The 24489-nt window shown below is 68.2% G+C and carries 21 protein-coding genes; 17 read left to right on the top strand and 4 right to left on the bottom strand.

Features of this window, described 5'->3' with window-relative positions; genetic code table 11:
- Positions 1–24 precede the first annotated feature (24 nt).
- From ABD188_RS01255 to ABD188_RS01195, 13 genes are all read left to right on the top strand, one after another.
- Positions 25–1818, top strand: coding sequence for an ABC transporter ATP-binding protein (locus ABD188_RS01255; protein WP_344057756.1), 1794 nt, complete (start codon positions 25–27; stop codon positions 1816–1818).
- Positions 1815–2729 carry a DUF6807 domain-containing protein gene (locus ABD188_RS01250; protein ID WP_344057755.1) on the top strand — a complete coding sequence of 305 codons (915 nt, stop codon included), beginning with the start codon at positions 1815–1817 and terminating at the stop codon, positions 2727–2729. The genes ABD188_RS01255 and ABD188_RS01250 overlap by 4 nt, the downstream gene beginning before the upstream one ends.
- Positions 2726–3472: a cupin domain-containing protein gene (locus ABD188_RS01245; RefSeq protein WP_344057753.1), complete on the top strand. Its 747-nt coding sequence runs from the start codon at positions 2726–2728 to the stop codon at positions 3470–3472. The genes ABD188_RS01250 and ABD188_RS01245 overlap by 4 nt, the downstream gene beginning before the upstream one ends.
- 45 nt (positions 3473–3517) lie before the next feature.
- Entirely contained in the window at positions 3518–4612 is a 1095-nt protein-coding gene (locus ABD188_RS01240; protein ID WP_344057751.1) for a Gfo/Idh/MocA family protein, read from the top strand.
- A gap of 182 nt (positions 4613–4794) precedes the next feature.
- A complete protein-coding gene (locus ABD188_RS01235) occupies positions 4795–6093 on the top strand; it encodes an ABC transporter substrate-binding protein (RefSeq protein WP_344057749.1) in 1299 nt (432 codons plus the stop codon).
- A gap of 78 nt (positions 6094–6171) precedes the next feature.
- The gene (locus tag ABD188_RS01230) at positions 6172–7170 is read left to right on the top strand and encodes a carbohydrate ABC transporter permease (protein ID WP_425561314.1); all 999 of its coding nucleotides are present in this window, start codon (positions 6172–6174) and stop codon (positions 7168–7170) included.
- Entirely contained in the window at positions 7167–8090 is a 924-nt protein-coding gene (locus ABD188_RS01225; RefSeq protein ID WP_344057747.1) for a carbohydrate ABC transporter permease, read from the top strand. Before ABD188_RS01230 ends, ABD188_RS01225 begins: the two co-directional genes overlap by 4 nt.
- Positions 8091–8094: 4 nt before the next feature.
- Positions 8095–8754 carry a hypothetical protein gene (locus ABD188_RS01220; protein ID WP_344057745.1) on the top strand — a complete coding sequence of 220 codons (660 nt, stop codon included), beginning with the start codon at positions 8095–8097 and terminating at the stop codon, positions 8752–8754.
- A gap of 152 nt (positions 8755–8906) precedes the next feature.
- Positions 8907–10115, top strand: a complete 1209-nt coding sequence (locus ABD188_RS01215; RefSeq protein WP_344057743.1) for a Gfo/Idh/MocA family protein — start codon at positions 8907–8909, stop codon at positions 10113–10115.
- Between the two features lie 2 nt (positions 10116–10117).
- Positions 10118–11311 carry a dihydrodipicolinate synthase family protein gene (locus ABD188_RS01210; RefSeq protein ID WP_425561313.1) on the top strand — a complete coding sequence of 398 codons (1194 nt, stop codon included), beginning with the start codon at positions 10118–10120 and terminating at the stop codon, positions 11309–11311.
- Positions 11312–11435: 124 nt separating this feature from the next.
- Positions 11436–12323 carry a sugar phosphate isomerase/epimerase family protein gene (locus tag ABD188_RS01205; RefSeq protein ID WP_344057741.1) on the top strand — a complete coding sequence of 296 codons (888 nt, stop codon included), beginning with the start codon at positions 11436–11438 and terminating at the stop codon, positions 12321–12323.
- Positions 12320–13366, top strand: coding sequence for a LacI family DNA-binding transcriptional regulator (locus ABD188_RS01200; protein ID WP_344057739.1), 1047 nt, complete (start codon positions 12320–12322; stop codon positions 13364–13366). Before ABD188_RS01205 ends, ABD188_RS01200 begins: the two co-directional genes overlap by 4 nt.
- A 28-nt stretch (positions 13367–13394) precedes the next feature.
- Entirely contained in the window at positions 13395–14510 is a 1116-nt protein-coding gene (locus ABD188_RS01195; protein ID WP_344057737.1) for a glycerate kinase, read from the top strand.
- 53 nt (positions 14511–14563) lie between these two features.
- Here ABD188_RS01195 and ABD188_RS01190 read toward each other — a convergent pair whose 3' ends face one another.
- Positions 14564–16291, bottom strand: a complete 1728-nt coding sequence (locus ABD188_RS01190; RefSeq protein ID WP_344057736.1) for an AMP-binding protein — start codon at positions 16289–16291, stop codon at positions 14564–14566.
- Positions 16292–16381: 90 nt separating this feature from the next.
- Between ABD188_RS01190 and ABD188_RS01185 the strand changes: the two genes are divergently transcribed.
- A complete protein-coding gene (locus ABD188_RS01185) occupies positions 16382–17260 on the top strand; it encodes an aldo/keto reductase (RefSeq protein ID WP_344057734.1) in 879 nt (292 codons plus the stop codon).
- A gap of 8 nt (positions 17261–17268) precedes the next feature.
- On the opposite strand, the gene ABD188_RS01180 is transcribed toward ABD188_RS01185, so the two are convergent.
- Both ABD188_RS01180 and ABD188_RS01175 read right to left on the bottom strand, forming a co-directional pair.
- Positions 17269–18075: an IclR family transcriptional regulator gene (locus tag ABD188_RS01180; protein ID WP_344057732.1), complete on the bottom strand. Its 807-nt coding sequence runs from the start codon at positions 18073–18075 to the stop codon at positions 17269–17271.
- 18 nt (positions 18076–18093) lie between these two features.
- Entirely contained in the window at positions 18094–19122 is a 1029-nt protein-coding gene (locus ABD188_RS01175; protein ID WP_344057730.1) for a zinc-dependent alcohol dehydrogenase, read from the bottom strand.
- Between the two features lie 190 nt (positions 19123–19312).
- On the opposite strand from ABD188_RS01175, the gene ABD188_RS01170 reads away from it, so the two are divergent.
- The 3 genes from ABD188_RS01170 to ABD188_RS01160 are packed head-to-tail and all read left to right on the top strand — an operon-like array spanning position 19313 to position 22772.
- Entirely contained in the window at positions 19313–21034 is a 1722-nt protein-coding gene (locus ABD188_RS01170) for an IlvD/Edd family dehydratase (RefSeq protein WP_344057728.1), read from the top strand.
- A 24-nt stretch (positions 21035–21058) separates the two neighbouring features.
- Positions 21059–21733 (top strand): SDR family NAD(P)-dependent oxidoreductase, encoded by a 675-nt coding sequence (locus ABD188_RS01165; RefSeq protein WP_344057726.1) that lies wholly within the window; start codon positions 21059–21061, stop codon positions 21731–21733.
- A 22-nt stretch (positions 21734–21755) separates the two neighbouring features.
- Positions 21756–22772 carry a synaptic vesicle VAT-1 family membrane protein gene (locus ABD188_RS01160; protein WP_344057724.1) on the top strand — a complete coding sequence of 339 codons (1017 nt, stop codon included), beginning with the start codon at positions 21756–21758 and terminating at the stop codon, positions 22770–22772.
- 27 nt (positions 22773–22799) lie between these two features.
- Here ABD188_RS01160 and ABD188_RS01155 read toward each other — a convergent pair whose 3' ends face one another.
- On the bottom strand, positions 22800–24470 hold the full coding sequence (locus ABD188_RS01155) for an MDR family MFS transporter (RefSeq protein ID WP_344057722.1): 1671 nt from the start codon (positions 24468–24470) through the stop codon (positions 22800–22802).
- Positions 24471–24489 lie beyond the last annotated feature (19 nt).

Below are 24489 nucleotides of genomic sequence, written 5' to 3'. Positions count from 1 at the left end.
ACATGCGTTCAGTACGATGGAGGCGTGACCAAGAAAGCGCTTTCCCAGGTGTTCGAACTGATCGACGGCGCGCATCCCACGCGGTCGGTCCTGCGCCTGCTCGCGCGTCGGCCGGGTCGCATGTCGCTCGCCCTGTTCGCCTTCGCGATGAAGGAGATACCGCTGTGGTTCCTGCCAGTCGTCACCGCCGCGATCATCGACATCGTCGCCGACGGAGGAGAGGTGTCGGAGGTCCTCTGGTGGCTCGCGCTGGCGGCCGTCCTGCTGCTGCAGAACTACCCGAACCACATCCTCTACACGCGCAGCTTCATGACCGTCGTGCGCGACACAGCTGCCGACCTGCGCAACTCGCTCGCCTCCCGCCTGCAGAGCCTCTCGATCGGCTATCACACGCGGGTGAGCTCGTCGATCGTGCAGACCAAGGTCGTGCGCGATGTCGAGAACGTCGAGCTCATGCTGCAGCAGGTGACTCATCCGCTGCTCTCGGCGATCATGGTCATGACCGGTGCGCTCGCCATGACGGCCATCGCCGTTCCCGCCTTCCTGCCGGTCTATGCGCTTGCCGTGCCGATCGCGATCGGCATCCGCTACGGGATGCGCAACCGATCGAAGACGCGCAACGAGGAATTCCGCCGCGAGGTCGAGATCCTCTCGGCGCGCGTGGGTGAGATGGCCTCGCTGATCCCGGTCACGCGAGCGCATGGCCTCGAAGAGACCGCCGTCACCCGCGTCACCCACGGCGCGGAGGGGGTGCGCCGCGCGGGGCTTCATCTCGACATGCTCAACGGGCACGTCGCATCGATCTCATGGGTCGCGATGCAGCTGCTCGCCATCGGATGCCTCGGGCTGGCGGCGATCTTCTCGCTGACCGCGGTCCTGCCGATCACACCCGGCGAGGTGGTGCTGCTGTCCACCTACTTCACTCTGCTGACCGGCGGACTCACCCAGCTGCTGATGCTCATTCCCGTCGGCGCACGTGGGCTCGAATCGGTCCGCTCGATCGCCGAGGTGATGCAGGAGCCCGACCTCGAGCTGAACGCGGGCAAGCGCACGGTCGACGAGGTCGACGGCGGCATCCGTCTCGTGCGCGCCTCGCACCGCTACGCAGGAGCCGACGCCGACGCGCTGCACGAGATCGACCTGGACATCGCCGCCGGTGAGACCGTCGCGCTGGTCGGCTCGTCCGGATCGGGCAAGTCGACGTTGCTGAACCTCGTGCTCGGATTCGTCCGCCCGACCGGCGGCCGGATCCTGCTCGACGGCGTCGACATGCAGGAACTCGACATGCGGACGGCCCGCCGGTTCGTCTCGGTGGTGCCGCAGGAGTCGGTGCTGTTCGAGGGCACGATCCGCGAGAACATCGCATACGGGATGCCGCACGCCCGCGACGAACGGATCCTCCAGGCACTCCGCGACGCCAATGCCATCGACTTCGTCGACGACCAGCCGCAGGGGTGGGACACGGTCGTGGGCGAACGCGGCGCACGCCTCTCGGGAGGTCAGCGGCAGCGGCTCGCGATCGCGCGAGCACTCGTGCGCGATCCGCGGATCCTGCTGCTGGATGAAGCGACTTCGGCGCTGGATCCAGAGTCCGAGGAACTGGTGAAGCAGGCGCTGAGCCGGCTGATGCGCGGACGCACCACGCTCGTCGTCGCACACCGGCTCTCGACGATCCGCCAGGCCGACCGCATCGTCGTGCTGGAGCGCGGACGCGTCGTCGAGCAGGGAAGTCACGACGCACTGCTGAAGCGTGACGGGCGCTATGCGCACCTGCACCTCACCCAATCCGGCCTCGCGGGGCGCAAGGTGGAACCATGACGCTTTCCATTTCCCAGGACGGCGGCGCCGCGATCGCCGTGAGCGACGGCCACACGGAGCTGTTCCGGTACACCTACGTGCCCGACACCCCTCAGTTCGAGTCGCCGAAGCCGTACCTGCACCCGCTCCGCACCAGAGCCGGACACCTCGTGAGCCTCTTCCGTCCGCACGATCACGTGTGGCACAAGGGGATCGCGTGGTCGCTGCCCGTGGTGGGCGACGAGAACTTCTGGGGCGGCCCGACGTACGTGCGCGACCAGGGTTACGTGCAGCTCCCGAACGACGGCGCCCAGGCACATCTGGGGGTCGAGGCGCTCGCGGTGGGGGCGGACGGCGTCGCGCGATTCGCCCACGATCTCGAGTGGATCACCCAGGCGGGCGACCGCCTGTTCACCGAGCGCCGCGCGATCGGCGCGCGCGTGGTCGGGGAGGACAGCTGGGTGCTCACGGTCGAAACGGCGATGAAGAACGTCTCGGCATCCGACATCGCGATCGGATCGCCGACGACGAAGGGACGCGACAATGCCGGCTACGGCGGTCTCTTCTGGCGAGGGCCGCGCTCGTTCACCGGCGGCACGCTCGTCACCGCGTCGGGAACCGGGTCGGGCAACGATGTGCGGGGCCAGCGGCACGAGTGGATGGGGTTCGCGGGCCGCCAGGACGAGGTCGACGCGTCGTCGCTCATCGTGATGGTCGACGACGTGGCGAACCCACACCATCCGCCGCAGTGGTTCGCCCGATCGGAGGAGTTCGCCTGCCTCAACCCGGCGCCGTTCTTCAGTGAGGAGCTCGTCGTACCTGCCGGGGGCACCGTCGAGTTTCGCTACGGTGTCGGGATTGCGGATGCGGATGCGGATGCTGCCGCCGCGCTGGCGCAAGCCGTGCGCGACGTCCTCGGAGGACAGTCATGAGCGCCCCGCTCTTCCCGGGCGGCGTCGCCGTGTCGGATCTCGCGGTGTATGACTGGGACGCCGTCGACGGCAGGTGCGGCGGATCGCCTCACCTGCACACCGCATCGAGCGAGGGGTACGTCGTCGTGGCTGGATCCGGTGCCGTCCACACCGTGAGTGCCGAGGGCGTCGCCGAGCACCCGCTGTCTCCCGGCGAGGTCGTCTGGTTCTCGCCGGGGACGGTCCATCGACTCGTGAACGACGGGGGTCTGCGGCTGCTGGTCGTCATGCAGAACTCCGGGCTGCCGGAAGCCGGCGACGCCGTGATGACGTTTCCCTCTCGCGTGCTCGACGATCCCGAGGAGTATGCGGCAGCCGCGGCGCTTCCCACCGGCATCGGTCGGGAGGCTGCGGCGCGGGCGCGGCGTGACCTCGCGATGCAGGGCTACCTCGAACTCTTGGCGGCCGTCGATGCGGAGGGGCCGAAGGCGCTGGAAACGCTGCACCTCCGTGCTGCGCGCCTCGTGCAGCCGCGCGTCGCCGACTGGCGCACTGCGTGGGAGTCGACGGTGCTGGCGGAGGTCGACCGAACTCGGCGCCAGCTCGACGCGCTGAGCAGTGGTCTTCCGGGGTTGCTCGGCGCGTCATCCGTCGCGCGCGCGGCTCCCGCTGCCGGGGGTCCAGGGTTCGGAATGTGCGGGCGCCTCACGACGTGGCAGTGGAACACCGCGGCAGACCAGTCGGGACAGCGCTTTCCGGTGTGATCTCCTATCGTAGGGAACGCCCACTCCATCGATGCGGAGGCCCGCATGACCATGACGCTTCGCTGTGCTCTCGTCGGAACGGGGGCGATCGCGAACGCTCATGCGCGAGCGGTCGCCGCTCATCCGAACGCTCAACTCGTGGCGGTGACCGATCACAACCGCGCCGCAGCGGACGACTTCGCCGAACGATGGCACGTTCCTGCCGTCTACGACGAACTCGACGAACTGCTCGCGGCCGAGCATCCCGATGTCGTGCACATCTGCACGCCGCCCGGCGTCCATCACGACCAGACGATCACGGCGTTCGCCGCGGGCGCTCACGTCGTCGTCGAGAAGCCGCCGGCATCGTCGCTCGTCGAACTCGATGAGATGCGGGCTGCGGCTGCGGCCGCAGGCAAGCAGCTTGCCGTCGTCTTCCAGCAGCGCACCGGCACGGCCCCGGCACACTTCCGCAGGCTGCTGCAGGATGGCGTGCTCGGCCGCCCCCTGATCGCGGTGTGCCAGACCCTCTGGTATCGCGACGCCGCCTACTTCGCCGTGCCGTGGCGAGGCAAGTGGGAGACCGAAGGCGGTGGTACGACGCTCGGCCACGGCATCCATCAGATCGACCTGCTCGCGTTCCTGCTCGGCGACTGGGCCGGAGTTCAGGCGCGCTTGTGGCGTCTGGATCGCGAGACGCAGACCGAGGATGCCTCGACCGCGACGGTCACATTCGAAAGTGGCGTCGTGGCGCAGGTCGTCACGAGCGCGGTCTCGCCGCGCGAGATCAGCTCGATCCGCATCGACACCCAGCGGGCGACGATCACGGTCGAGCACCTCTACGGCCACGGTCACGAGAACTGGTCCATCACCCCGGCTCCCGGCTTCGAGGAGGAGTCGGCCGAGTGGGTGCTCCCGGAGCACGAAGAGCGCAGCGACCATGCCCCGCTGCTGCGCGACGTCTTCGACGCGCTCATCGCCGGCGAAGCGTTGCCGCCCACGGCCGCAGATCCTGCGCGATCCTTCGAGCTCGTCGCGGCGATCTATGCGTCCGCTGCCGCCGACGGCGCCGTCGTCACGCCCGCCGACCTCGCACGTCACCCGACGCATCGAGGCGGCTTCGCGAGTCCCGTCATCGACCTGCGCGGCACCGGTGCGTGACCGCTGCCCATCTCGGGCATGGATCGGAAAGCGTTTCCCAAAACTCCTTGTGTATCGTTTCAAACCGTAGTATGGTCTGGGCAAGCGCTTTCCCATGCACCTCGGAAAGCGAACTCACTGCACTACACGGACAACGATCGTTCGCTCGACACAGAACGCGGACGTTCAAAGAGAGGACAAGGATGTTCAGCAAGAAGCGGGCCGGTTCGGCCCTCGCCCTCGCCACAGGAGCAGCATTGATTCTGGCCGGCTGTGCCGGCGGCGGCGCCACCCCGGAGAGCGCTGCGACGTACGACCCGGATGAGAAGGTCACTCTCGACCTCGCGTTCTGGGGCAACGATGTGCGGGCGGACCTCTACAACCAGGTCATCGAGGAATTCAACAAGGAATACCCGAACATCACGGTCAACACGAGCTTCCTGGGCTTCCCCGAGTTCTGGGAGAAGCGCCAGACCGAGGCGGCCGGTGGCGGCCTGCCCGATGTCATGCAGTTCGACTACTCGTACCTGCGTCAGTACGCCGAGAACGGGCTGCTGCTCGACCTCGACCCGTACCTCGGCGACATCATCGAGACCGAGCCGCTCGGGCAGAGCATCCTCGACATCGGCGTGGTGGACGACACGACCTACGCCATCCCGACCTCGACCAACGCGTGGGGCATGTACACGAACCCGAAGCTGCTCGAAACGGCGGGCGTCGACGAGTTCGCCGGTGGCAGCTGGGAGGACTACACCGAGTGGATGGGCGAGGTCACCGACGCGTCGGATGGCGACATCTACGGCGGCACGGATTACACCGGCCGCATCCAGAACTTCGAGGTGCAGCTGCGCGCCGAGGGCTCGTATCTCTTCAGCGAGGACGGCGAGCCCGGCTTCGACGAGGCACGACTCACCGAGTTCTGGGAGTCCGGCGCGGACGCGCGTGACGGCATCACCGTGCCGCAGCAGCGCCTCGAGGAGCTCCTGCCGCTGAGCGGGTTCGACGCCGGTGTTTCGGCGAGCGAGCTGACGTGGGACAACTTCGGCGCCGGCTACCTGGCGAACCTGGGTGCGGACTACACCGAGCTCGGCCTGATCGCTCCTCCAGTCACGGTGGAAGGCTCGAAGGACCTGTACCTGAAGCCGTCCATGCTGCACGCGATCGCGGAAACCACCGAGCACCCCGCAGCGGCGGCTGAGCTGGTGAACTTCCTGATCAACTCGCCCGAGTCGGGCAAGATCTTCGGCAGCAACCGAGGCATCCCCGCCTCGACCACGGCTCTCGAGGGCGCTGAGCTCGACCCGATCAGCCAGCAGATCGCGGACTACGAGGTCACCATCGCGGACCGCCTCGGCGAAGCGCCGCCCGTGCCGATCGTCGGCGCCGGCACGCTGGAGGAGAAGTTCCGTCAGCTCGGCACCGAGCTGGGCTTCGGCACCATCACCGTCGAAGACGCCGTCTCGCAGTTCTTCTCCGAGATGGACGTCGTCCTCAACCAGTAGTCGGATCCGGGTCCGGGGCGCGCTGCGCCCCGGACCCGGCATCCCCTTCATCTGTCACAACCCCGGAGGAGCGTCGACGTGAGCAACACGACAGCCACCAGAGTCATCGTCACAGGGCGGAAGCCGGCCGGCCGATCGCTCTTCCGTCGAAGTACACCGGAACACGCCGACCGGTCGGTGCAGAAGAGGCGCGCGCGTCGCGAGACGCTCGCCGGCTACGGTTTCCTCAGCCCGTGGCTGCTGGGATTCTTCGGTCTCACACTGCTCCCGATGGCGTATTCGCTGTACCTGTCGTTCACGAAATACAACATCTTCCAGCCGCCGGAGTGGATCGGGCTCGACAACTACGTCCGGCTGTTCACGGATGACCCGACCTTCGTGCAGTCCGCTCAGATCACGCTTGTCTATGTGGTGGTCGGCACCCCGATCACGCTTGCCGCGGCACTCGGTGTCGCGATGCTGCTGAACTACCGCGACCGCGGGGCGGGCTTCTTCCGCTCATCGTTCTACGCGCCGTCGCTCATCGGGGGATCCGTGTCGATCGCGATCGTGTGGCGGGCGATGTTCGGCAACGACGGACCCGTCGACAGCGTCCTCAGCGCGATCGGCATCGACCTGGGCGGCTGGATCGGCAACCCCGCTCTCGTGCTTCCGGCCCTGATCCTCCTGGCGATCTGGCAGTTCGGCGCCACGATGGTCATCTTCCTGGCGGGCCTCAAGCAGATCCCGAAGGAGCTCTACGAGGCTGCCGAGATGGATGGTGCGGGACCGTATCACCGGTTCCGTGCGGTGACGATCCCGCTGCTGTCGCCGGTGATCTTCTTCAATCTGCTGCTCGGACTCATCGGCGCGTTCCAGGTCTTCACGTCGGCGTACATCATCTCGAACGGCTCCGGCGGTCCCGCCGGTTCGACGAACTTCATCACGCTGTACCTCTACAAGCGAGGGTTCTCAGACGGCCAGATGGGCTATGCAGCTGCGATCGCATGGGTTCTGCTCATCGTGGTCGCCATCATCGCATTCATTCTTTTCCGCACCCAGCGCTCCTGGGTGCACTACTCAGGAGACGCCCGATGAGTACGACAAGCTTCGGCGAGCAGGCCATCGCCGCACTGGAGAACCAGGTCGACGCCACAGAGCAGATCCCGCGCCGCCGGGTCAAGCGCAAGACCTGGCAGACGGTCATCTGGTTCGTCGTGCTGCTGGCGATCACCGCCATCGTGCTCTACCCGCTGGTGTGGCTGTTCCTGTCCACGTTCAAACCGAACTCCGAGTTCGGCTCGAATCCGGGGCTGATCCCGAACAACCCGACGCTGGACAACTACGTCAAGGTGTCCGAGGGGATCGCCGGGGTGCCGATGTGGCGGTTCTTCCTGAACTCGTTCATCATCGCCGCCGGTTCCGTCATCGGAGTGGTGCTCTCCTCAGCCCTGGCGGCGTACGCGTTCGCCCGAATCCAGTTCAAGGGCCTCGGCATCCTGTTCGCGGCGATGATCGGCACGCTGCTGCTGCCGTTCCACGTGCTGATCATCCCGCAGTACATCCTGTTCAACAATCTCGGCCTGGTCGACACCTTCATCCCGCTGCTGCTGCCGAAGTTCCTCGCGACCGAGGCGTTCTTCGTGTTCCTGCTGGTGCAGTTCATCCGCCAGATGCCCCGTGACATGGATGAAGCGGCTCGCATCGACGGCGCCGGGCACGTCCGCATCTTCTGGTCGATCATCCTGCCGCTCATCAAACCTGCGCTGATCACCTGCTCGATCTTCGCGTTCATCTGGGCATGGAACGACTTCCTGGGGCCCCTCCTCTACCTGACGAGTCCCGAGAACTACCCGCTTCCGATCGCGCTGCGCCTCTACAACGACCAGACCTCCTCGAGCGACTACGGCGCCACCGCGACGGCGTCCTTCATCGCGCTTCTCCCGGTGCTGGCGTTCTTCCTGGTGTTCCAGCGGTTCCTGGTCGACGGCGTCGCGACCCAGGGTCTGAAGGGCTGACCCGATGAGCGCCATCACCACCAAGCGCGAGTACAAGGCCGCCCGCCGTGCGGACGCCTCGGGAAGCGGTCCCACCCTGGAGGAGCGCCCGCCCGCACGATTCCCGGGCGCCGCCGCGAAGTTCGCCCTGTTCGGCGAAGTCCTGCAGACCGGACTGCTCATCGCACTCGTCGGCATCCTCGTGATCACCCTGCCTGCGGCGCTGGCTGCCGGCATCCGTCACCTCCGCCGCTACCTCCACGCCGAAGCATCCCCCATGACGGACTTCTGGCGTGACGTGCGCCGAGCCCTTCCCGGCGGCCTCGTCGCAGGTCTCATCGGAGCAGTGGCGGCCGCGATCCTGGTGCTCGACGTCAACCTCGCCGGATCCGGACTGCTCCCCGGCGGGGCTCTGATCGCGGTCGTCGGCTGGGCCGGGCTCGTCGTCGGCGCGGTCGCGCTCCTCGTCGCCGCCGGAGCATGGACACCGGAACGCGGGTGGCGGGCCGCCGTCCGCAGCGTCCCGCTCGTCATCCGCGCAGACCTCCGCGGAGCGCTGTTCCTCGCGGCGACCGCCGGGTTCGTGGGCGTCGCGACGTGGATGCTCGTGCCCCTCATCGTCCCGGCGCTCGGCTGCGCAGCGCTCGCAGTCGTCGCCGTGCCCGAACGTCGTCGCGCTCGCTGACGCGTTCGCGAATCTCCAGGAGACCGACGTGTGTACCGCTCCCACCGCCCTCCACGGGAAAGCGCTTGCGCGTCCGATCCTTCCCATGGCAAACTAGGGAAAGCGCTTACCCGCACATGAACCAGCACCATCCCACAGAGAGCAGAACGACGATGTCAGAGACGACTACCCTCGCCCCGGCAGCTGCCGCGGCATCCGACAGCCGTCCGCAGGTCCGCGAGATCGGCATCATCATGAACGGGGTGTCGGGCCGGATGGGCTACCGCCAGCACCTCGTGCGATCGATCCTCGCGATCCGCGACCAGGGCGGCATCGAACTCCCAGACGGCTCGCGCGTGACAGTGAAGCCGATCCTCGTCGGTCGTAGCGCGGCGAAGCTCGCCGAGCTCGCCGCCAAGCACGGCATCGAGGATTACACGAGCGATCTGGATGCCGCACTGGCCGATCCGCGCTGGGAGATCTACGCCGACTTCCTCGTCACCAAGGCGCGCTCGTCCGCCCTGCGGAAGGCCATCGCGGCCGGGAAGACGATCTACACCGAGAAGCCCACCGCCGAGACGGCAGACGAGGCCCTCGAACTCGCGAAGCTCGCCGACGCAGCCGGAATCAAGACCGGCGTCGTGCACGACAAGCTCTACCTGCCTGGTCTGCAGAAGCTCAAGCGGTTGATCGACTCCGGCTTCTTCGGTCGCATCCTCTCGGTGCGCGGCGAGTTCGGCTACTGGGTGTTCGAGGGCGACTGGCAGCCCGCGCAGCGCCCCAGCTGGAACTACCGGGTCGAGGACGGCGGCGGCATCATCGTCGACATGTTCCCGCACTGGAATTATGTGCTCGAGAACCTCTTCGGCAAGGTCGAGACGGTGTACGCGCAGGCCGCGACCCACATTCCGACCCGCTGGGATGAGAGCGGAGACCCCTATGAGGCGACCGCAGAGGATGCGGCCTACGGCATCTTCGAGCTCGAGGGCGGCACGATCGCCCAGATCAACTCTTCGTGGACCGTGCGGGTCAATCGCGACGAGCTCGTCGAGTTCCACGTCGACGGCACGCACGGGTCGGCGGTCGTCGGGCTGTTCGGCGCCAAGATCCAGCACCGCAACGCGACGCCGAAGCCGGTGTGGAACCCCGATCTCGCCGACGATCACGACTACGACGCCGACTGGGCCGAGCTGCCTGTCAACGACGTGTTCCAGAACGGATTCCGTCAGCAGTGGGAGGAGTTCCTCACCTCCTATGTGCTCGGCACGCCCTACGAGTTCGACCTGCTCTCGGGCGCCCGCGGCGTGCTGCTGGCCGAGGCCGGCCTCGAGTCCAGTCGCGAAGGTCGCAAGATCGCACTGCGCACGCTGACGCTGGAGTGATCGTGCCTCGACAGAGCTCAGCAACCGGGGGGCTGACCCTCCTGGACCCCGAGGGCGCGACATCGACGGCCGAGCTGGCCGAGGCACCCTCGTTCACCAAGCCGACCGAGCCGCTGCGGAGCCGCATCGCGTATGCGGCCGCGCACGTGGTGCCCCAGGTGTGGGCCGACAACACTCCCGGACAGCCCGCCGACATCGACTGGGACGCCACACTGGCGTTCCGCCGCTCGGTCTACTCGTGGGGTCTCGGCGTCGCCGACGCTATGGACACCGCCCAGCGCAACATGGGGCTCGATGCCGCCGCGACCCGCGAGCTCATCGCCCGCAGCGCCGAAGTGGCGCGCGAAGAAGGCGGATCGGTCGTCGTCGGCGTGAACACCGACCACGTCGACCAGGATTGGATCGAGCTCGACGCGATCATCGACGCCTACAAGGAGCAGCTGCACTTCACCGAAGAGCAGGGCGCCGGCCCGGTGCTGATGGCGTCGCGACACCTCGCCCGGGCTGCGGCATCCGCAGACGATTACCGTCGCGTCTACCGCGAGGTGCTGGCATCGGCGACGGCGCCGGTGGTGCTGCACTGGCTCGGCACGGCATTCGACCCGTCGCTCGCGGGCTACTTCGGCTCCACCGACTGGGCCTCGGCATCCGATGTCCTCCTCGAGATCATCGGCGAGCACGCCGACAAGATCGCGGGCGTCAAGATGAGCCTGCTGGATGCCGCTGCGGAGGTCTCGGTCCGCGAACGTCTGCCCGACGGCGTGCGGATGTTCACGGGCGACGACTTCAACTACGTCGGTCTCATCGGCGGCGATACGGTCGGCCAGGGGGAGGGGCACTCGGACGCACTGCTCGGCGCTTTCGCGGCGATCACGCCGGTCGCCTCTGCCGCCATCCAGGCGCTGGACGCCGGCGATCCCGACCGGTACCTCGCGCTGCTCGGTCCGACCGAGGAGCTCAGCCGTCAGGTCTTCGCGACGCCGACCTTCTTCTACAAGACCGGCGTCGCGTTCCTGGCCTGGCTCAACGGACACCAGACGGCCTTCCAGATGGTCGGAGGACTGCACTCGGCGCGGAGCCTCCCGCACCTGTCGCGCATCGTCGAGCTCGCGAACGTCTCGAACGCATTGGAGCAGCCCGAACTCGCCGCAGAACGGTGGCACGGCATGCTGCGCCTGAACGGAGTCGACGCATGAGCGCCGCATCCGGCACTTCACTCCCGGCCTCGATGTCCCGAAAACTGACCTCCATGTCCCGAAAGATGCTGCCAAAGGCCGGTCGAAGCGCCGGCTTTCGGGACATGCACGAGGGGGCGGACGCATGAACGCCCCCGACCCTCGGCTCTCGATCAACCAGGCGACGCTCAAGTACGCCGATCTCGCCACCGCGCTGCGCGTCACGGCGGATGCCGGGGTGCAGGCGATCGGCCTGTGGCGCGAGCCCGTGCACGAGGTCGGTCTCGCAACAGCCGCGAAGCTGCTCACCGACTCGGGGCTCCGCTTCACGACGCATTGCCGGGGCGGATTCTTCACGCTGCCGGAAGGCCCAGGGCGCCGTGCCGCGATCGACGACAACCGCGTGGCGATCGAAGAAGCCGCGACCCTCGCCGCCGCCGGTGCCGAGGGGTCGACCGCCATCCTCGTGCTCGTGGCCGGTGGACTGCCCGAGGGCTCACGCGACCTGATCGGAGTCCGCGAGCGCGTGCGCGACGCGATCGGCGAACTGGCGCCGGATGCCGCGGCCGCGGGCGTGACGCTCGCGATCGAGCCGCTGCATCCGATGTATGCGTCCGACCGTGCGGTCGTCTCGACGCTCGGCCAGGCGCTCGACATCGCCGCGGACTTCGACCCATCCGTGGTCGGCGCGACCGTCGACACGTTCCACATCTGGTGGGATCCCGACGTGCTGCACCAGATCGCCCGGGCCGGGCGAGAGGGCCGCATCGCGACCTACCAGGTGTGCGACTGGAAGACGCCGCTGCCGGCCGACGTCCTGCTCGGGCGGCACTATCCGGGAGACGGCGTCATCGACTTCGCCTCGCTCACCGGCGCTGTGCTCGACGCGGGCTATCGCGGCGATATCGAGGTGGAGATCTTCAACGAGCAGATCTGGGCGGACGCGCCGCAGCACGTCGTGCAGCGCACGGTCGAGACCTTCGGCTCGGCGATCTCGCCGCTCCTGGGCGCGCCCGTAGACTCTGCCTCGTGAGCGAGACCACGACGGAGCGGGCACGTTCCTCCGCGCCGACGCTGAATGACGTCGCCGTCACTGCGGGTGTGTCACTCGCCACCGCGTCACGGGTGCTGAACGGGTCGACACGCAAGGTCGCCGAGACATATCGCGAGCGTGTCGAAGCGGCCGCGGCGCAGCTCGGCTACACCGCGAACGTCTCGGCTCAAGCCACCGCGCGGGGCACCTCGGCGATCATCGCGCTGCTCGTCGCCGACATCGCCGACCCGTACTTCGGGCAGATCGCTGCGGGGGTCGCCCGGGGCGCAGACGAAGCCGGGCTCATCGTGACGATCGCGATCACCGAGCGCGACCCCGAGCGCGAAGCACGCCTGGTGCGGGCGCTGCGCGGCCAGCGGCCGCGGGGACTGATCCTCACCGCTTCGCGCACCACCGAGTCGTCCTTTCCCGCAGCGCAGGCGGAGTTCGATGCCCTCGCGGCGACGGGCGGCCGAGTCGTCGCCCTCGGACCCGCTGCCGGGGCGGTGCGCTCCATCATCGTCGACAATGTCAGCGGCGCGCGTGCTCTCGGCCTTGCGCTCGCCGCCGGCGGCTACCGGAAGGCGATCCTCCTCGCGGCCGATGAAGGCGTGCTCACCTCCGACGATCGCACCGCAGGGTTCACCGAGGGGTTCGCTGCGACGGGAGGCGAGGTGCTGCGGGTCTATCGCGGCGGCTTCACCCGCGAGTCGGGCTACCAGCTCATGTCGCAGGCACTTCGCGACGGCGTCGAGCCGGGCACCCTCGTCTTCGCGATCAGCGACGTCGTCGCGATCGGCGCGATGTCGGCGGTGCGCGAAGCGGGGCGTGCGGTCGGCTCGGACATTGCGCTCTGCGGGTTCGATGACATCCCCGCCGGACAGGATGTGACCCCCGGCCTCACCACCGTCAAAGTTCCCCTCGACGACATCGGATACCTCGCCTTGCGCGCGGCCGTGGACGAGGAGTGGGATGCGGATGCCACACCGCTCCCGCTCGAGGTCGTGCTGCGCGACAGCACGCCGCTCGTGCCCGTCGCGTAGACCTCACGACGAGCATGGGCACGCACCGATGAGAGTCGTTCTCGCCCCGGACAGCTTCAAGGGGTCGATTGCCGCGGCGGATGCCGCTGCCGCGCTCGCGGCCGGCTGGCGCGCGGCGACGCCCGAGGTCGAGCTGGTCGCACGTCCCATGGCAGACGGGGGAGAGGGAACGCTCGATGCGTTCGCCGCCGCGATCCAGGGCAGCATCCGGATGCCGGTCACCGTGACCGGGCCGCACGGGCGCCCCGTTGCGGCATCCTGGCTCCTCCTCCCGCCGACCGCCGACGCGCCGGACGGCACCGCCGTCGTGGAGCTTGCGTCCACGTCGGGCATCGAGCTTCTGGCGGGTGACCTCCTGCCGCTCGACGCGCATTCGCGCGGCTTCGGCGAGGCGATCGCGGCGGCGCTGGACCACGGCGTCTCGCGCCTCGTGCTCGGCATCGGCAGCAGTTCGTCCACGGACGGCGGCACCGGCATGCTGACCGCGCTCGGCGTCCGGTTCGCGGATGCCGAAGGTCGACCGATCTCGCTGGGTGTGCGCGGCTTGGACTCGGTCGGGAGCGCCGACCTCGCCGGGCTCCGCGCGCGGCCCGTGGGTGAGGTGGTCGTGCTCACCGACGTGACGAATCCGCTTCTGGGCGCGTCCGGCTCAGCGGCAGTGTTCGGCCCGCAGAAGGGCCTCGATCCTGCCGGAGTCGAGCGTGGCGAGGCGGGGCTCAGGCGGCTCGCGGAGCTGCTTCCGGCCGACCCTGCGACGCCGGGTGCGGGCGCAGCCGGCGGCGTGGGCTTCGGCCTGCTCGCGTGGGGCGCCCGGCTGGTCCCGGGCGCTGCCGAAGTCGCGGATCTCATCGGCCTGCGCTCCGCGCTCGCCACGGCATCCCACGTCGTCACCGGAGAAGGCTCCTTCGATGGCCAGTCCGCCGCAGGCAAGGCGCCGACGCACGTCGCCGCGCTCGCCGCGGCTGCGGGCGTCCCTGTCGCGCTCGTCGCGGGGCGAATCGCTCCGGATGCCGACACATCAGGATTCGCGGCATCCGTCTCGCTCACAGATCTCGCCGGCAGCAGCGCGGCTGCGATGGCCGACCCAGCGCGCTGGCTGCGCGAGGCGGGTTCAGCGCTCGCGCGAAGCCTCAGCGAAGGCTGAGAGCCGCGAGGCACCGGCATCCGCAGCCGACGAGCGCGCCGCCCGCCTGACCACTACGACCTTGCTTCACCCTCGATCGGGGCGTCGCGGATCTGATCGTCGCGCCATTCTTCGGCGGTCTCTTCGCCGCGGGCGATGCGCTCTTCGCGCTGCCGCAGCTCGACGCGACGGATCTTGCCCGAGATCGTCTTCGGGAGGTCGAAGAACTCGATGCGACGGATGCGCTGATACGCCGAGAGGTGATTGCGGGCGTACAGCAGGATGTCGTGCGCGGTCGCCATCGTCGGTTCGACTCCCGCAGCCAGGACCACGTAGGCCTTGGGAACGGCGAGCCGGAGCGCATCGGGCGCGGGGACGATCGCCGCTTCGACGACCGCCGGATGCTCGACGAGCACGCTCTCGAGCTCGAAGGGGCTGATCTTGTAGTCGGAGGCCTTGAAGATGTCGTCGGTCCGGCCGATGTACGTGAGGTAGCCGTTCTCGTCGCGAGAGGCGATGTCGCCGGTGTGGAAGTAGCCGCCCGCTGTCGCCTCTGCGTTGCGTTCCGCGTCGCCGACGTAGCCGGTCATGATGTTCGTCGGATGCTGCGACAGGTCGATGCAGATCTCGCCCTCGTCGGACTGCTCCCCGGTGACCGGGTCGACGAGCACGATCGGGCAGCCCGGCAGGGGCCGGCCCATCGCGCCGTCCTTGATCGGCTGGCCGGGGGAGTTCGCGATCACCGCGGTCATCTCGGTCTGGCCGTATCCGTCGCGGATGGTGAGCCCCCACGCGGTTCGCACCTGGGCGATCACCTCAGGGTTGAGCGGCTCACCCGCCGACACCGCTTCGCGGAGCACGCCGGCGCCGGCCGACAGGTCGGCCTGGATCAGCATCCGCCACACCGTCGGGGGAGCGCAGAACGACGTGACGCCCTCGGCGCGGATGGTCTCCAACATGCGCTCGGCGTCGAACCGCCCGTAGTTGTAGACGAAGATCGTGGCCTGGGCGATCCAGGGGGCGAAGAAGCAGCTCCACGCATGCTTGGCCCAACCCGGCGAGCTGATCGCGAGATGCACGTCGCCGGGGCGCAGTCCGAGCCAGTACATCGTCGTGAGGTGACCGACGGGATACGAGACGTGGGTGTGCTCGACGAGCTTCGGCCGGCTCGTGGTGCCGGAGGTGAAGTAGTGCAGCAGCGGGTCGTTCGCGAGCGTACCGGGATGCGGCATCCGCTCGGCGGGCGTGCGGAACGCCTCGTCGTAGTCGGCCCAGGAGCGCGGGCCGTCGCCTACCCGGATGCCCGACACGGACTGCGGCAGAAGGTCGAACTTGTCGGCGTGGTCGCCGGCCGCGATCACATGGCTCACCGAACCGCGCACGAGACGGTCCTGCAGGTCGTCGCCTCCGATCGCCAGCGTCGTCGGGAGGATGATCGCGCCGATCTTGGTGAGGGCGAGCATCGACTCCCACAGCTCGACCTGATTGCCCAGCATGAGCAGGACCGAGTCGCCGCGCGAAACGCCCCGCCCGAGCAGCCATCGGCCGAGCTGGTCCGAGCGAGCAGCCATCTCGCCGAAGGTGCGAGTCGTGCGCTCCCCGTCTTCCTCCACGATCACCAGCGCGGGTACGTGGTTGCCGCGCGCGACCTCGTCGAACCAGTCGATCGCCCAATTGAACTCGCCGTCGATCTGCGGCCACGCGAATTCCTGCAGCGCTCGCGGATAGTCCTCGCGAAGGGCGACAAGCCCGTCGCGGGCGTCACGGAACAGGTCGGATGCGGGGCGGTCAGTCAAACGCATGTAAGTACCTTCGCACCTTCTGCCGGTGGTCACCGCGGCGTCACATCGCCTCACGTAGTTTGGTGGAGGACCGAACCACGAGGAGCGAAGATGAACCGCGTTGCAACCACACCGATCACCCTCGGAGCCTCGGGATTGGGGGAGCGGACGGGAGCGGAGGTTCTCGCCGACGCGCTGCTCGAATCCACGGTGGGCAACATCGACACCAGCAACATGTATGCGCAAGGGCGGAGCGAACGGCACCTCGGCGATGCGATCACGCGTTCGGGCGGCATCCCCACCGGCAAGCTCATCTACTCGAAGGCCGATCGTGACGTGGTCAGCGGGGCGTTCGACGGTGACCGGGTGCGCCGATCATTGGATGAATCGCTGGGGCGTCTGGGGCTGGACTCCCTCCCCCTGTACCAGCTGCACGATCCGTACACGATCACCTTCGAGGAAGCGATGGGGCCGGGAGGGGCAGTGCCCGCCTTGATCGCGTTGCGCGATGAGGGCGTGATCGGTGCGATCGGCATCGCGTCCGGCACCATCGGGCAGGTCCACGAGTACGTCGCGACCGGTGTGTTCGACGTGGTGCTGTCGCACAACCGGTTCACTCTGGTGGATCGGACGGCCGAGCCGACGTTCACCTTGGCGCGGGAACTCGGGATGACGGTCTTCAACGCGGCGCCGTTCGGTGGCGGGACGTTGGCGAACGGCGCGAGCACCTACGGATACCAGGAGATGCCCGCCGACTTTGCCGCGCATCTCGCGCGCGTGCGGGCCCTCGCATCGGAGTGGTCGGTCGATCTCGCCGCAGCCGCGCTGCAGTTCTCGGTCGGCAGCCCGCTGATCGATACGACCGTCGTCGGAGTCAGCTCGCTGGAGCGACTGGGTGCGCTTCCGTCGCTCATCGACTCGGCGGTGCCCGACGCGTTCTTCGACGCGATCGAGAAGCTCGGGCCGCCGCCCGCGAGCGGAAACGATTGATCGGCAGTTCAGCCGACGCCGAGCGCGTTCGGTCCGAGCGTCTGGGCGATCGTGGCGCGGATGTCGGGCACGGCCCCGACAAGCTGCTCCAGTGGGCAGCGGAAGGTGACGGCGCTGACGCTGACCGCTCCTGACGGGGTGGTCGACCCGTCGAGGTGGATCGGGATCGCGACGCAGTTGACGCCGATCTCGTTCTCCTGGTTGTCGATGCCGAAGCCGCGGCGCCGGGTCGCCTCGAGCTCTGCGAGCAGCGCCTCGGGTGTGACCAGGGTGTTCACGGTCTTCTGCTCGAGAGGGAACTCACCGAACCAGTCGATCACCTGGTCGAGGTCGAGGAGCTGACCGCTCAGCAGCGCCTTCCCGACCCCGGTCCGGTAGGCCGGGTTGCGGCCGCCGATGACGGACGTGAGCCGCACCGCGCCCTGTGGGGGGTCCATCTTCGCGCGATACACGATGTCCTTGCCGGAGAGGACGGCGTAGTGCGCAGTCTCTCCGAACTGCGCGGCGAGCTGCTCGAGGAGAGGCTGTATGCGGGCGGTCTCGGGGCGACCATCGAGGTTGCGGAACGCGAGGCGCAGGTACTCGTCGCCGAGGATGTACACGCCGCGCCCGGTCATCTCAGCCAGGCCCGCCCGGCGCAGCGTGGCCAACGCGCGGTGCACGGTCGGCTTCGAACTGCGCAGGATGCCGGCCAGCTCGTCCAGCGTGACACCGAGCGGATGGTCGGCGAGTTCGGTGAGCACCGCGATCACGCGGTCCGCCCCGACCAGCCTCTCCTCGGCGGAGGCGGGTTCGCTCGCGGTCGACTCGCTCATGATCGGCTCCGGTTCGATTCAGCCGACCAGACGAGGGTCGACATGCACCTTGGGGCCGGGTCCCGCATCTGCGCCGCGCCGTCCTTCGAGACGGTCGGGCACATCCTCGAGGGCGACGACCTCGCTCACGATGGCATCCGGCACCACCGACCCGTCTGCGAAGTGCTCGATGGCGCCGGCCAGACCGGGCGAGGCGGAGAGGATGCCGACCGCTGTGATGTCCTTCAGTGCGATGTCGCGGGTGTCGACGAGGCTCGGCGTGGACGACAGGCCGATGTAGACGACGCGGCCCGCGGGCTTGGCGAGCCGCACCGAGAGGGCGGGCATCGCATCGTTGCTGGTGGCGTCGATGACCGCGTCGAATCGATCGGATGCCGACGCCGCCAGCTCGTCGAGCTGCCACGTGTTCGGTACCCCCAGTGAACGCGCGAGAGCAAGCGAGCCCTCTCGGACGCCGCCGACGTGCACCTCGGCGCCGGCCGCGAGCGCGAACTGCGTGGCGAGCAGGCCGATCGTGCCGGAGCCGAGGACGAGCACGCTCTGACCGGCCTCGACGCGCGCCGCGCGCACGGCGCGCAGCGAGTTGCCGCCGGGCTCGACGAGCGCCGCGGCCGTCACGCTGACGTGCTCGGGAATCCCATATGCGAACCTGGTGGGCACCAGCATCCGCTCTGCCAGCGCGCCGGCCCAGCCGTCGCGGATGCCGACCTCGAACCTGTTCGGGCAGACGTGGTGTCGCCCCGCGAGGCAGTAGTCGCAGTGACCGCAGCCGAGCATCGTGTCACCCGTGACGCGCTTGCCGATCCAGGCCTGATCCGCCGCGTCACCCGCCGCGACCACCCGGCCGGTCCACTCGTGGCCGAGGCGAATCGGAAAGGTGGTGTGGCCCTGCTCGTGGTAGGCCATCTCGCCCGTGTACAGCTCGACATCCGTGCCGCAGATGCCCACCCGCTCGACATCCACCAGCAGCTGCCCCGGCGCGGCGACCGGATCGGGCACGTCCTGCACCGAAGCCACCCGGGGGGCGGTCACGACGAGCGCGCGCATCACGCCACGTCGGAGGGATCGATGATGGTGTCGTCGTGGTCGACGAGCACTCCGGACGACTCGTTGACTGCGGGTCCCCATCGGACAAGTCTCATGAGCGGGCTTCCTTCTCCGGTTCGGGACGTCACGCCGCCTGTGGCATAATTCAGAATGTTAGCGGAACATTCAATCTGGTGGAAAATGGGGTTCGATGGTGAATCATCTCCGCAGTGCCGAGTGGTACGAGGGAAACGACCGCAACGCCTACATCCATCGGGCGTGGATGCGGCGCGGCAACCCCGAGGATGCGCTCGACGGCACGAAGCCGCAGATCGCGATCGCCAACACCGCCTCCGACCTCACGCCGTGCAACATGCACCTCAACGAGGTCGCCGAGAGTGTCAAGCAGGGTGTGTGGGCCGCGGGCGGCGTGCCCTACAACCTCCCCGTCGTCTCGCTGGGTGAGACGCAGGTCAAACCGACCGCGATGCTGTGGCGCAACATGGCCGCGATGGCGATGGAGGAGATGTTCCGCGCCAACCCGATCGACGGCCTCGTGCTCCTCGGCGGGTGCGACAAGACCATCCCCGCGCTGCTCATGGCCGCGGCATCCGTCGACATCCCCGCGATCGTGGTCCCTGGCGGACCGATGCTCACCGGGCACTTCCGCGGCGAGGCGCTCGGCTGCGGCACGGACGTGTGGCGCTTGAGCGAAGAGGCGCGCGCGGGCACGATCTCGAACGCGCAGTTCATGAAGTCCGAGCAGTCCATGATCCGCAGCAAGGGACACTGCAACACCATGGGCACGGCCTCGACCATGGCCGTCGTCGCCGAGGCGCTGGGCATGACGATCCCGGGCTTCGCAGGCACCCCCGCCGCTGACGCGCGACTGCTGTCGCTGTCGCACGACACCGGTCGGCTCATCGTCGAACTCGTCGCGGCAGGCCGCAGGCCCAGCGACATCATGACGAAGGATGCCTTCCTCAACGCCATCATCGCGGTCGCGGCGGTCGGCGGATCGACGAACTCCGTGATGCATCTGCTGGCGATCGCGGGCCGGCTGAGCATCGACCTGACACTGGAGGACTTCGACGCCGCAGGCAGCGGGGTTCCGGTGCTCGCGAACCTGCAGCCCAGCGGCACCTTCTTGATGGATGACCTTTACCGCGCCGGAGGACTCCTCGCGCTGCTGACTCAGGTCAAGGATCTCTTCCACCCCGAGCCCATCACGGTGACGGGCAGGCCGCTCGTCGACTACCTGGTCGACCACCCGGTGTACGACGACACGGTGATCTTCCCCCGCGAGGCGCCGATGATGGAGGACGCCGGGATCGCCGTGCTGCGGGGCAATCTCGCGCCGCGCGGAGCGATCGTGAAACCGTCCGCCGCAACACCCGAGCTGCTGCAGCACGTGGGTCCGGCGGTTGTGTTCGACAGCGTCGAAGACATGCGCGCGCGGATCGATGACCCCGGCCTGGACGTGACCGCCGATTCCGTGCTGGTGCTGCGCGGCTGCGGTCCGCGCGGCTACCCGGGGATGCCCGAAGTCGGAAACATGCCCCTCCCGCAGAAGCTGCTCGAGCAGGGCGTCCGCGACATGGTGCGCATCAGCGACGCCCGCATGAGCGGAACGGCATACGGCACCGTCATCCTGCATGTCGCACCGGAGGCCGCCGCCGGCGGGCCACTCGCCTTCGTCCGCACCGGCGACATCGTCACGGTCGATGTGGAGAACCGCATCCTGAGCTTCGACGTCACCGACGAAGAGCTGCAGTCCCGCAGCCAGACTCCGGCGAGCGAGGCGGCATACGCTGCGCCGGTGCGCGGCTGGGCGAAGCTCTACGTCGACCACGTCATGCAGGCCGACACGGGTGCCGATCTCGACTTCCTCGTCGGGGCCAGCGGCGACAAGGTGAGCCGTGAGTCTCACTGACACTTGGACGGGCCAGGAGCAACCATGAGGCGCGCGATCATCACGGGCGGCCACAGCGGACTCGGCGCTGCGTGCGCCGCCCGTCTGCGAGCGGACGGCATCGAGGTGGTGACGTTCGATGTGTCGCCCGACGCCGACTTCATCGTCGACGTGACCGACACTCGGGCGGTCGACGCGGCAGTCGCTGCGGCCGGGCCCGTCGACATCCTGGTCAACAGCGCAGGCATCGTCGGGCCGAACAAGCCGCTGTGGGAGACGAGTCCGGACGAGTGGACGCGCACGTTCGATGTCAATGTACACGGGACCTTCCGCGTCATCCGGGCCCTCGTGCCGACCATGGTCGAACGCGGCTGGGGTCGCATCGTCAATATCGCGAGCATGGCGGGCAAGGACGGCAACCCGAACCTCAGCGCCTACTCCGCGTCGAAGGCAGCCGTGATCGGGATGACCAAGTCACTCGGCAAGGAGCTCGCCAAGACGGGTGTGCTGGTCAACGCCATCGCCCCCGCGGTCATCGACACGCCGATGAACGCGACCACGGCGCCCGATGTGCTCCAGCACATCACCTCGCTGATCCCGATGGGCAGGGTCGGCCGGGCCGAAGAGGTGGCTGCGCTGATCGCCTGGCTCACGTCGGCCGAATGCAGCTTCTCGACCGGCGCCGTGTACGACATCAGCGGCGGTCGCGCGACCTACTAGGAATGCGACCATACTGCGAGGTGTGAAGCAGATCGTCATCGTCGGTCACGGCGGCCCCGAGAAACTGCAGGTGCGCGAAACCGCCGACCCCCGACCGGGCCGGGGTGAGGTGCGGATTCGCGTCGAAGCCAGCGGCATCAACTTCGCCGACATCCTGACCCGCAAGGGTCTGTATCCTGACGCACCTCGTCTGCCGGCCGTGGTCGGGTATGAAGTCTCGGGCGTGGCGGATGAGGTGGGCAGCGGGGTCGACCGAGCCCTGATCGGGCGCGACGTCGTGGCGTTGACCCGGTTCGGAGGCTACTCGGACGTCGTTTCGGTGCCCCGGAATCAGGTCTACGAGAAGCCGCCGACGCTGTCGCACGTCGAGGCCGCCGCGATTCCGGTGAGCTACCTCACCGCCTGGCAGCTGCTCGTGGTCATGGGCTCGCTGAAGCCCGGTGAGACCGTCCTGATCCACAACGCCGGCGGCGGGGTCGGGCTGGCCGCGATCGACATCGCGCGCCACGTCGGGGCGACGATCTATGGCACCGCCAGCAGCGCCAAGCACGCGTTCCTCATCGAGCGCGGCGTGGACGAAGCCATCGACTACCGCACGAAGGATTGGTCGATCGAGGTCGACCGGCTGACCGCGGGGAAGGGCGTATCGCTCATCACCGACCCGTTCGGAGGCACGCACTGGAAGAAGAGCTATCGCGCCTTGCGCTCGACAGGGCGGCTCGGCATGTTCGGTGTCTCGGGCGCCACTGCGTCGAAGCTGCCCGGGCCGCTCCGGCTCGGCGCGCTCGCGGCCGGCATGCCGCTGTTTCACCCAGTGCCGCTCATGAACTCCAACAGATCGGTCTTCGGTGTGAACCTCGGTCACATGTGGCACGAACCCGACATGATCGCGGACTGGATGCGGGTGCTGCTCGCCGGCGTGGCCGAAGGGTGGGTGCGTCCACACGTGGACAGCACATTCCCCCTCGACCACGCAGGCGACGCGCAGGCCTACATCGAGGCACGAAGGAACACCGGCAAGGTCGTCCTGACGACGTGATCCCGCGGAGGGCTCGAACCCGCTGACCTACGCCTCGTCGCGGCCATCCGCGCCGCGGCCGGTTCGAATCGTCCCGGTCGAGACGAGTTCGCCCTCGAGTGTTGCGGCGTCGCGGAGCTGCGCCTCGAGGAGTTCGGCTTCATCTCCGCTGATGGCCTCGCCACGCGCGACCAGCCCGGCGACATCCGACAGCGGGATCTGCTTGAGGAACAGCGCAAGGATGAACGCGAGGCCGATGAAGGGCAGCAGGTACCAGAACACCGGTGCGAGGGCATCCGCATAGGCGTTGACGACGCCGTCGCGTATCGAGTCGGGCAGCTGGCTCAGGGTCTGCGGGTCCAGGGTCGAGGTGGCGTTCGCCGCCTGGCCGGACGTCGCGCCCGCCGAGGTGAAGACGTCCTGCAGGTTCTCGGTGAGCCGGGTGGCGAAGATGGTTCCGAACACGGCGGTGCCGAGGGCAGCCCCGACCTCGCGGAAGTAGTTGTTGGTGCTCGTCGCGGTGCCGACCTCAGACGCGGGGACGGCGTTCTGCACGACCAGCACGACGACCTGCATGATCAGGCCGAGGCCGGCGCCGAACACGAACAGGAACACGCAGATCAGCCAGATCGGAGTCGAGGCGGTGAGCGTCGTCATCGCGATCATGGCGATGCCGGTGACGACGGTGCCGAGGATCGGGAAGATCTTGTACCGACCGGTCTTGGTGATCAGAATGCCCGAGGTGATCGAGGTGCCGAGGAGGCCGACCATCATGGGGATCATCAGCAGACCGGATGCCGCCGCCGACGTGCCGGACGACATCTGGAGGAAGGTCGGCACGAACCCGATCGCGGCGAACATTCCGAGACCCAGGGTCAGCCCGATCGCCGTCGCGTTCACGAACACGGGGTTGCGGAACAGGCTGAGCGGGATGATCGGATCCTTGGCCTTCGCCTCGGTGAAGATGAACGCGGCGACCGCGACGAGCAGACCAACGCCCCAGCTCCAGGTCGCAGGTGAGCTCCAGCCGAAGTCCTTGTCGCCACCGAAGTCGGTGAAGAAGATCAGGCACGTCGTCGCCGCCGAGAGGAAGACGATGCCGAGGATGTCGAGAGGCTTGGTCGCCTTCTTGTCGGGCAGGGTGAGCGCGAACAGCGCGATGACGAACGCGGCGATGCCGACCGGGATGTTGATGTAGAAAGCCCACTGCCAGGTGAGCTGGTCGACGAAGAACCCGCCGAGCAGGGGGCCCGCGACGGCGGACAGGCCGAAGATGGCGCCCAGCGGTCCGAGGTACTTGCCGCGCTCGGAGGCGGGGACGATGTCGGCGATGATCGCCTGCGAGAGGATCATCAGGCCGCCGGCGCCGAGGCCCTGCATGGCGCGGAAGATCACGAACATCCAGAAGTCGCTCGCGAACGCACAGCCCACCGAGGCGAGGGTGAAGAGAGCGATCGCGACGAGGAAGAGCCGGCGTCGGCCGAGCACGTCGCCGAACTTGCCGTAGATCGGCATCACGATGGTCGTCGCGAGCAGATATGCGGTGGTGATCCAGACCTGGTGCTCGACGCCGCCGAGCTGGCCGACGATCGTCGGCATCGCGGTCGAGACGATCGTCTGATCGAGACTCGACAGCAGCATCCCGGCGATCAAGGCGCTGAAGATGATCCAGATGCGCCGTTTGGTCAGAAGCATCGGCGCAGACGAGGTGATGGTCATAGGGGGGTCCGTTCGGAAG

Source organism: Microbacterium pumilum (assembly GCF_039530225.1).
In the GTDB taxonomy this organism is placed as follows: Bacteria; Actinomycetota; Actinomycetes; order Actinomycetales; family Microbacteriaceae; genus Microbacterium; species Microbacterium pumilum.
The sequence above is the reverse complement of the archived record's forward strand: the minus strand, read 5'-3'. Positions and strand labels throughout refer to the sequence as shown.

Coding starts and splice junctions, on each gene's coding strand:
- ABD188_RS01250 (WP_344057755.1), top strand. CDS start 1,815: ATGACGCTTTCCATTTCCCAGGACGGCGGCGCCGCGATCGCCGTGAGC.
- ABD188_RS01245 (WP_344057753.1), top strand. CDS start 2,726: ATGAGCGCCCCGCTCTTCCCGGGCGGCGTCGCCGTGTCGGATCTCGCG.
- ABD188_RS01240 (WP_344057751.1), top strand. CDS start 3,518: ATGACCATGACGCTTCGCTGTGCTCTCGTCGGAACGGGGGCGATCGCG.
- ABD188_RS01235 (WP_344057749.1), top strand. CDS start 4,795: ATGTTCAGCAAGAAGCGGGCCGGTTCGGCCCTCGCCCTCGCCACAGGA.
- ABD188_RS01225 (WP_344057747.1), top strand. CDS start 7,167: ATGAGTACGACAAGCTTCGGCGAGCAGGCCATCGCCGCACTGGAGAAC.
- ABD188_RS01220 (WP_344057745.1), top strand. CDS start 8,095: ATGAGCGCCATCACCACCAAGCGCGAGTACAAGGCCGCCCGCCGTGCG.
- ABD188_RS01215 (WP_344057743.1), top strand. CDS start 8,907: ATGTCAGAGACGACTACCCTCGCCCCGGCAGCTGCCGCGGCATCCGAC.
- ABD188_RS01205 (WP_344057741.1), top strand. CDS start 11,436: ATGAACGCCCCCGACCCTCGGCTCTCGATCAACCAGGCGACGCTCAAG.
- ABD188_RS01195 (WP_344057737.1), top strand. CDS start 13,395: ATGAGAGTCGTTCTCGCCCCGGACAGCTTCAAGGGGTCGATTGCCGCG.
- ABD188_RS01190 (WP_344057736.1), bottom strand. CDS start 16,291: ATGCGTTTGACTGACCGCCCCGCATCCGACCTGTTCCGTGACGCCCGC.
- ABD188_RS01185 (WP_344057734.1), top strand. CDS start 16,382: ATGAACCGCGTTGCAACCACACCGATCACCCTCGGAGCCTCGGGATTG.
- ABD188_RS01180 (WP_344057732.1), bottom strand. CDS start 18,075: ATGAGCGAGTCGACCGCGAGCGAACCCGCCTCCGCCGAGGAGAGGCTG.
- ABD188_RS01175 (WP_344057730.1), bottom strand. CDS start 19,122: ATGCGCGCGCTCGTCGTGACCGCCCCCCGGGTGGCTTCGGTGCAGGAC.
- ABD188_RS01170 (WP_344057728.1), top strand. CDS start 19,313: ATGGTGAATCATCTCCGCAGTGCCGAGTGGTACGAGGGAAACGACCGC.
- ABD188_RS01165 (WP_344057726.1), top strand. CDS start 21,059: ATGAGGCGCGCGATCATCACGGGCGGCCACAGCGGACTCGGCGCTGCG.
- ABD188_RS01155 (WP_344057722.1), bottom strand. CDS start 24,470: ATGACCATCACCTCGTCTGCGCCGATGCTTCTGACCAAACGGCGCATC.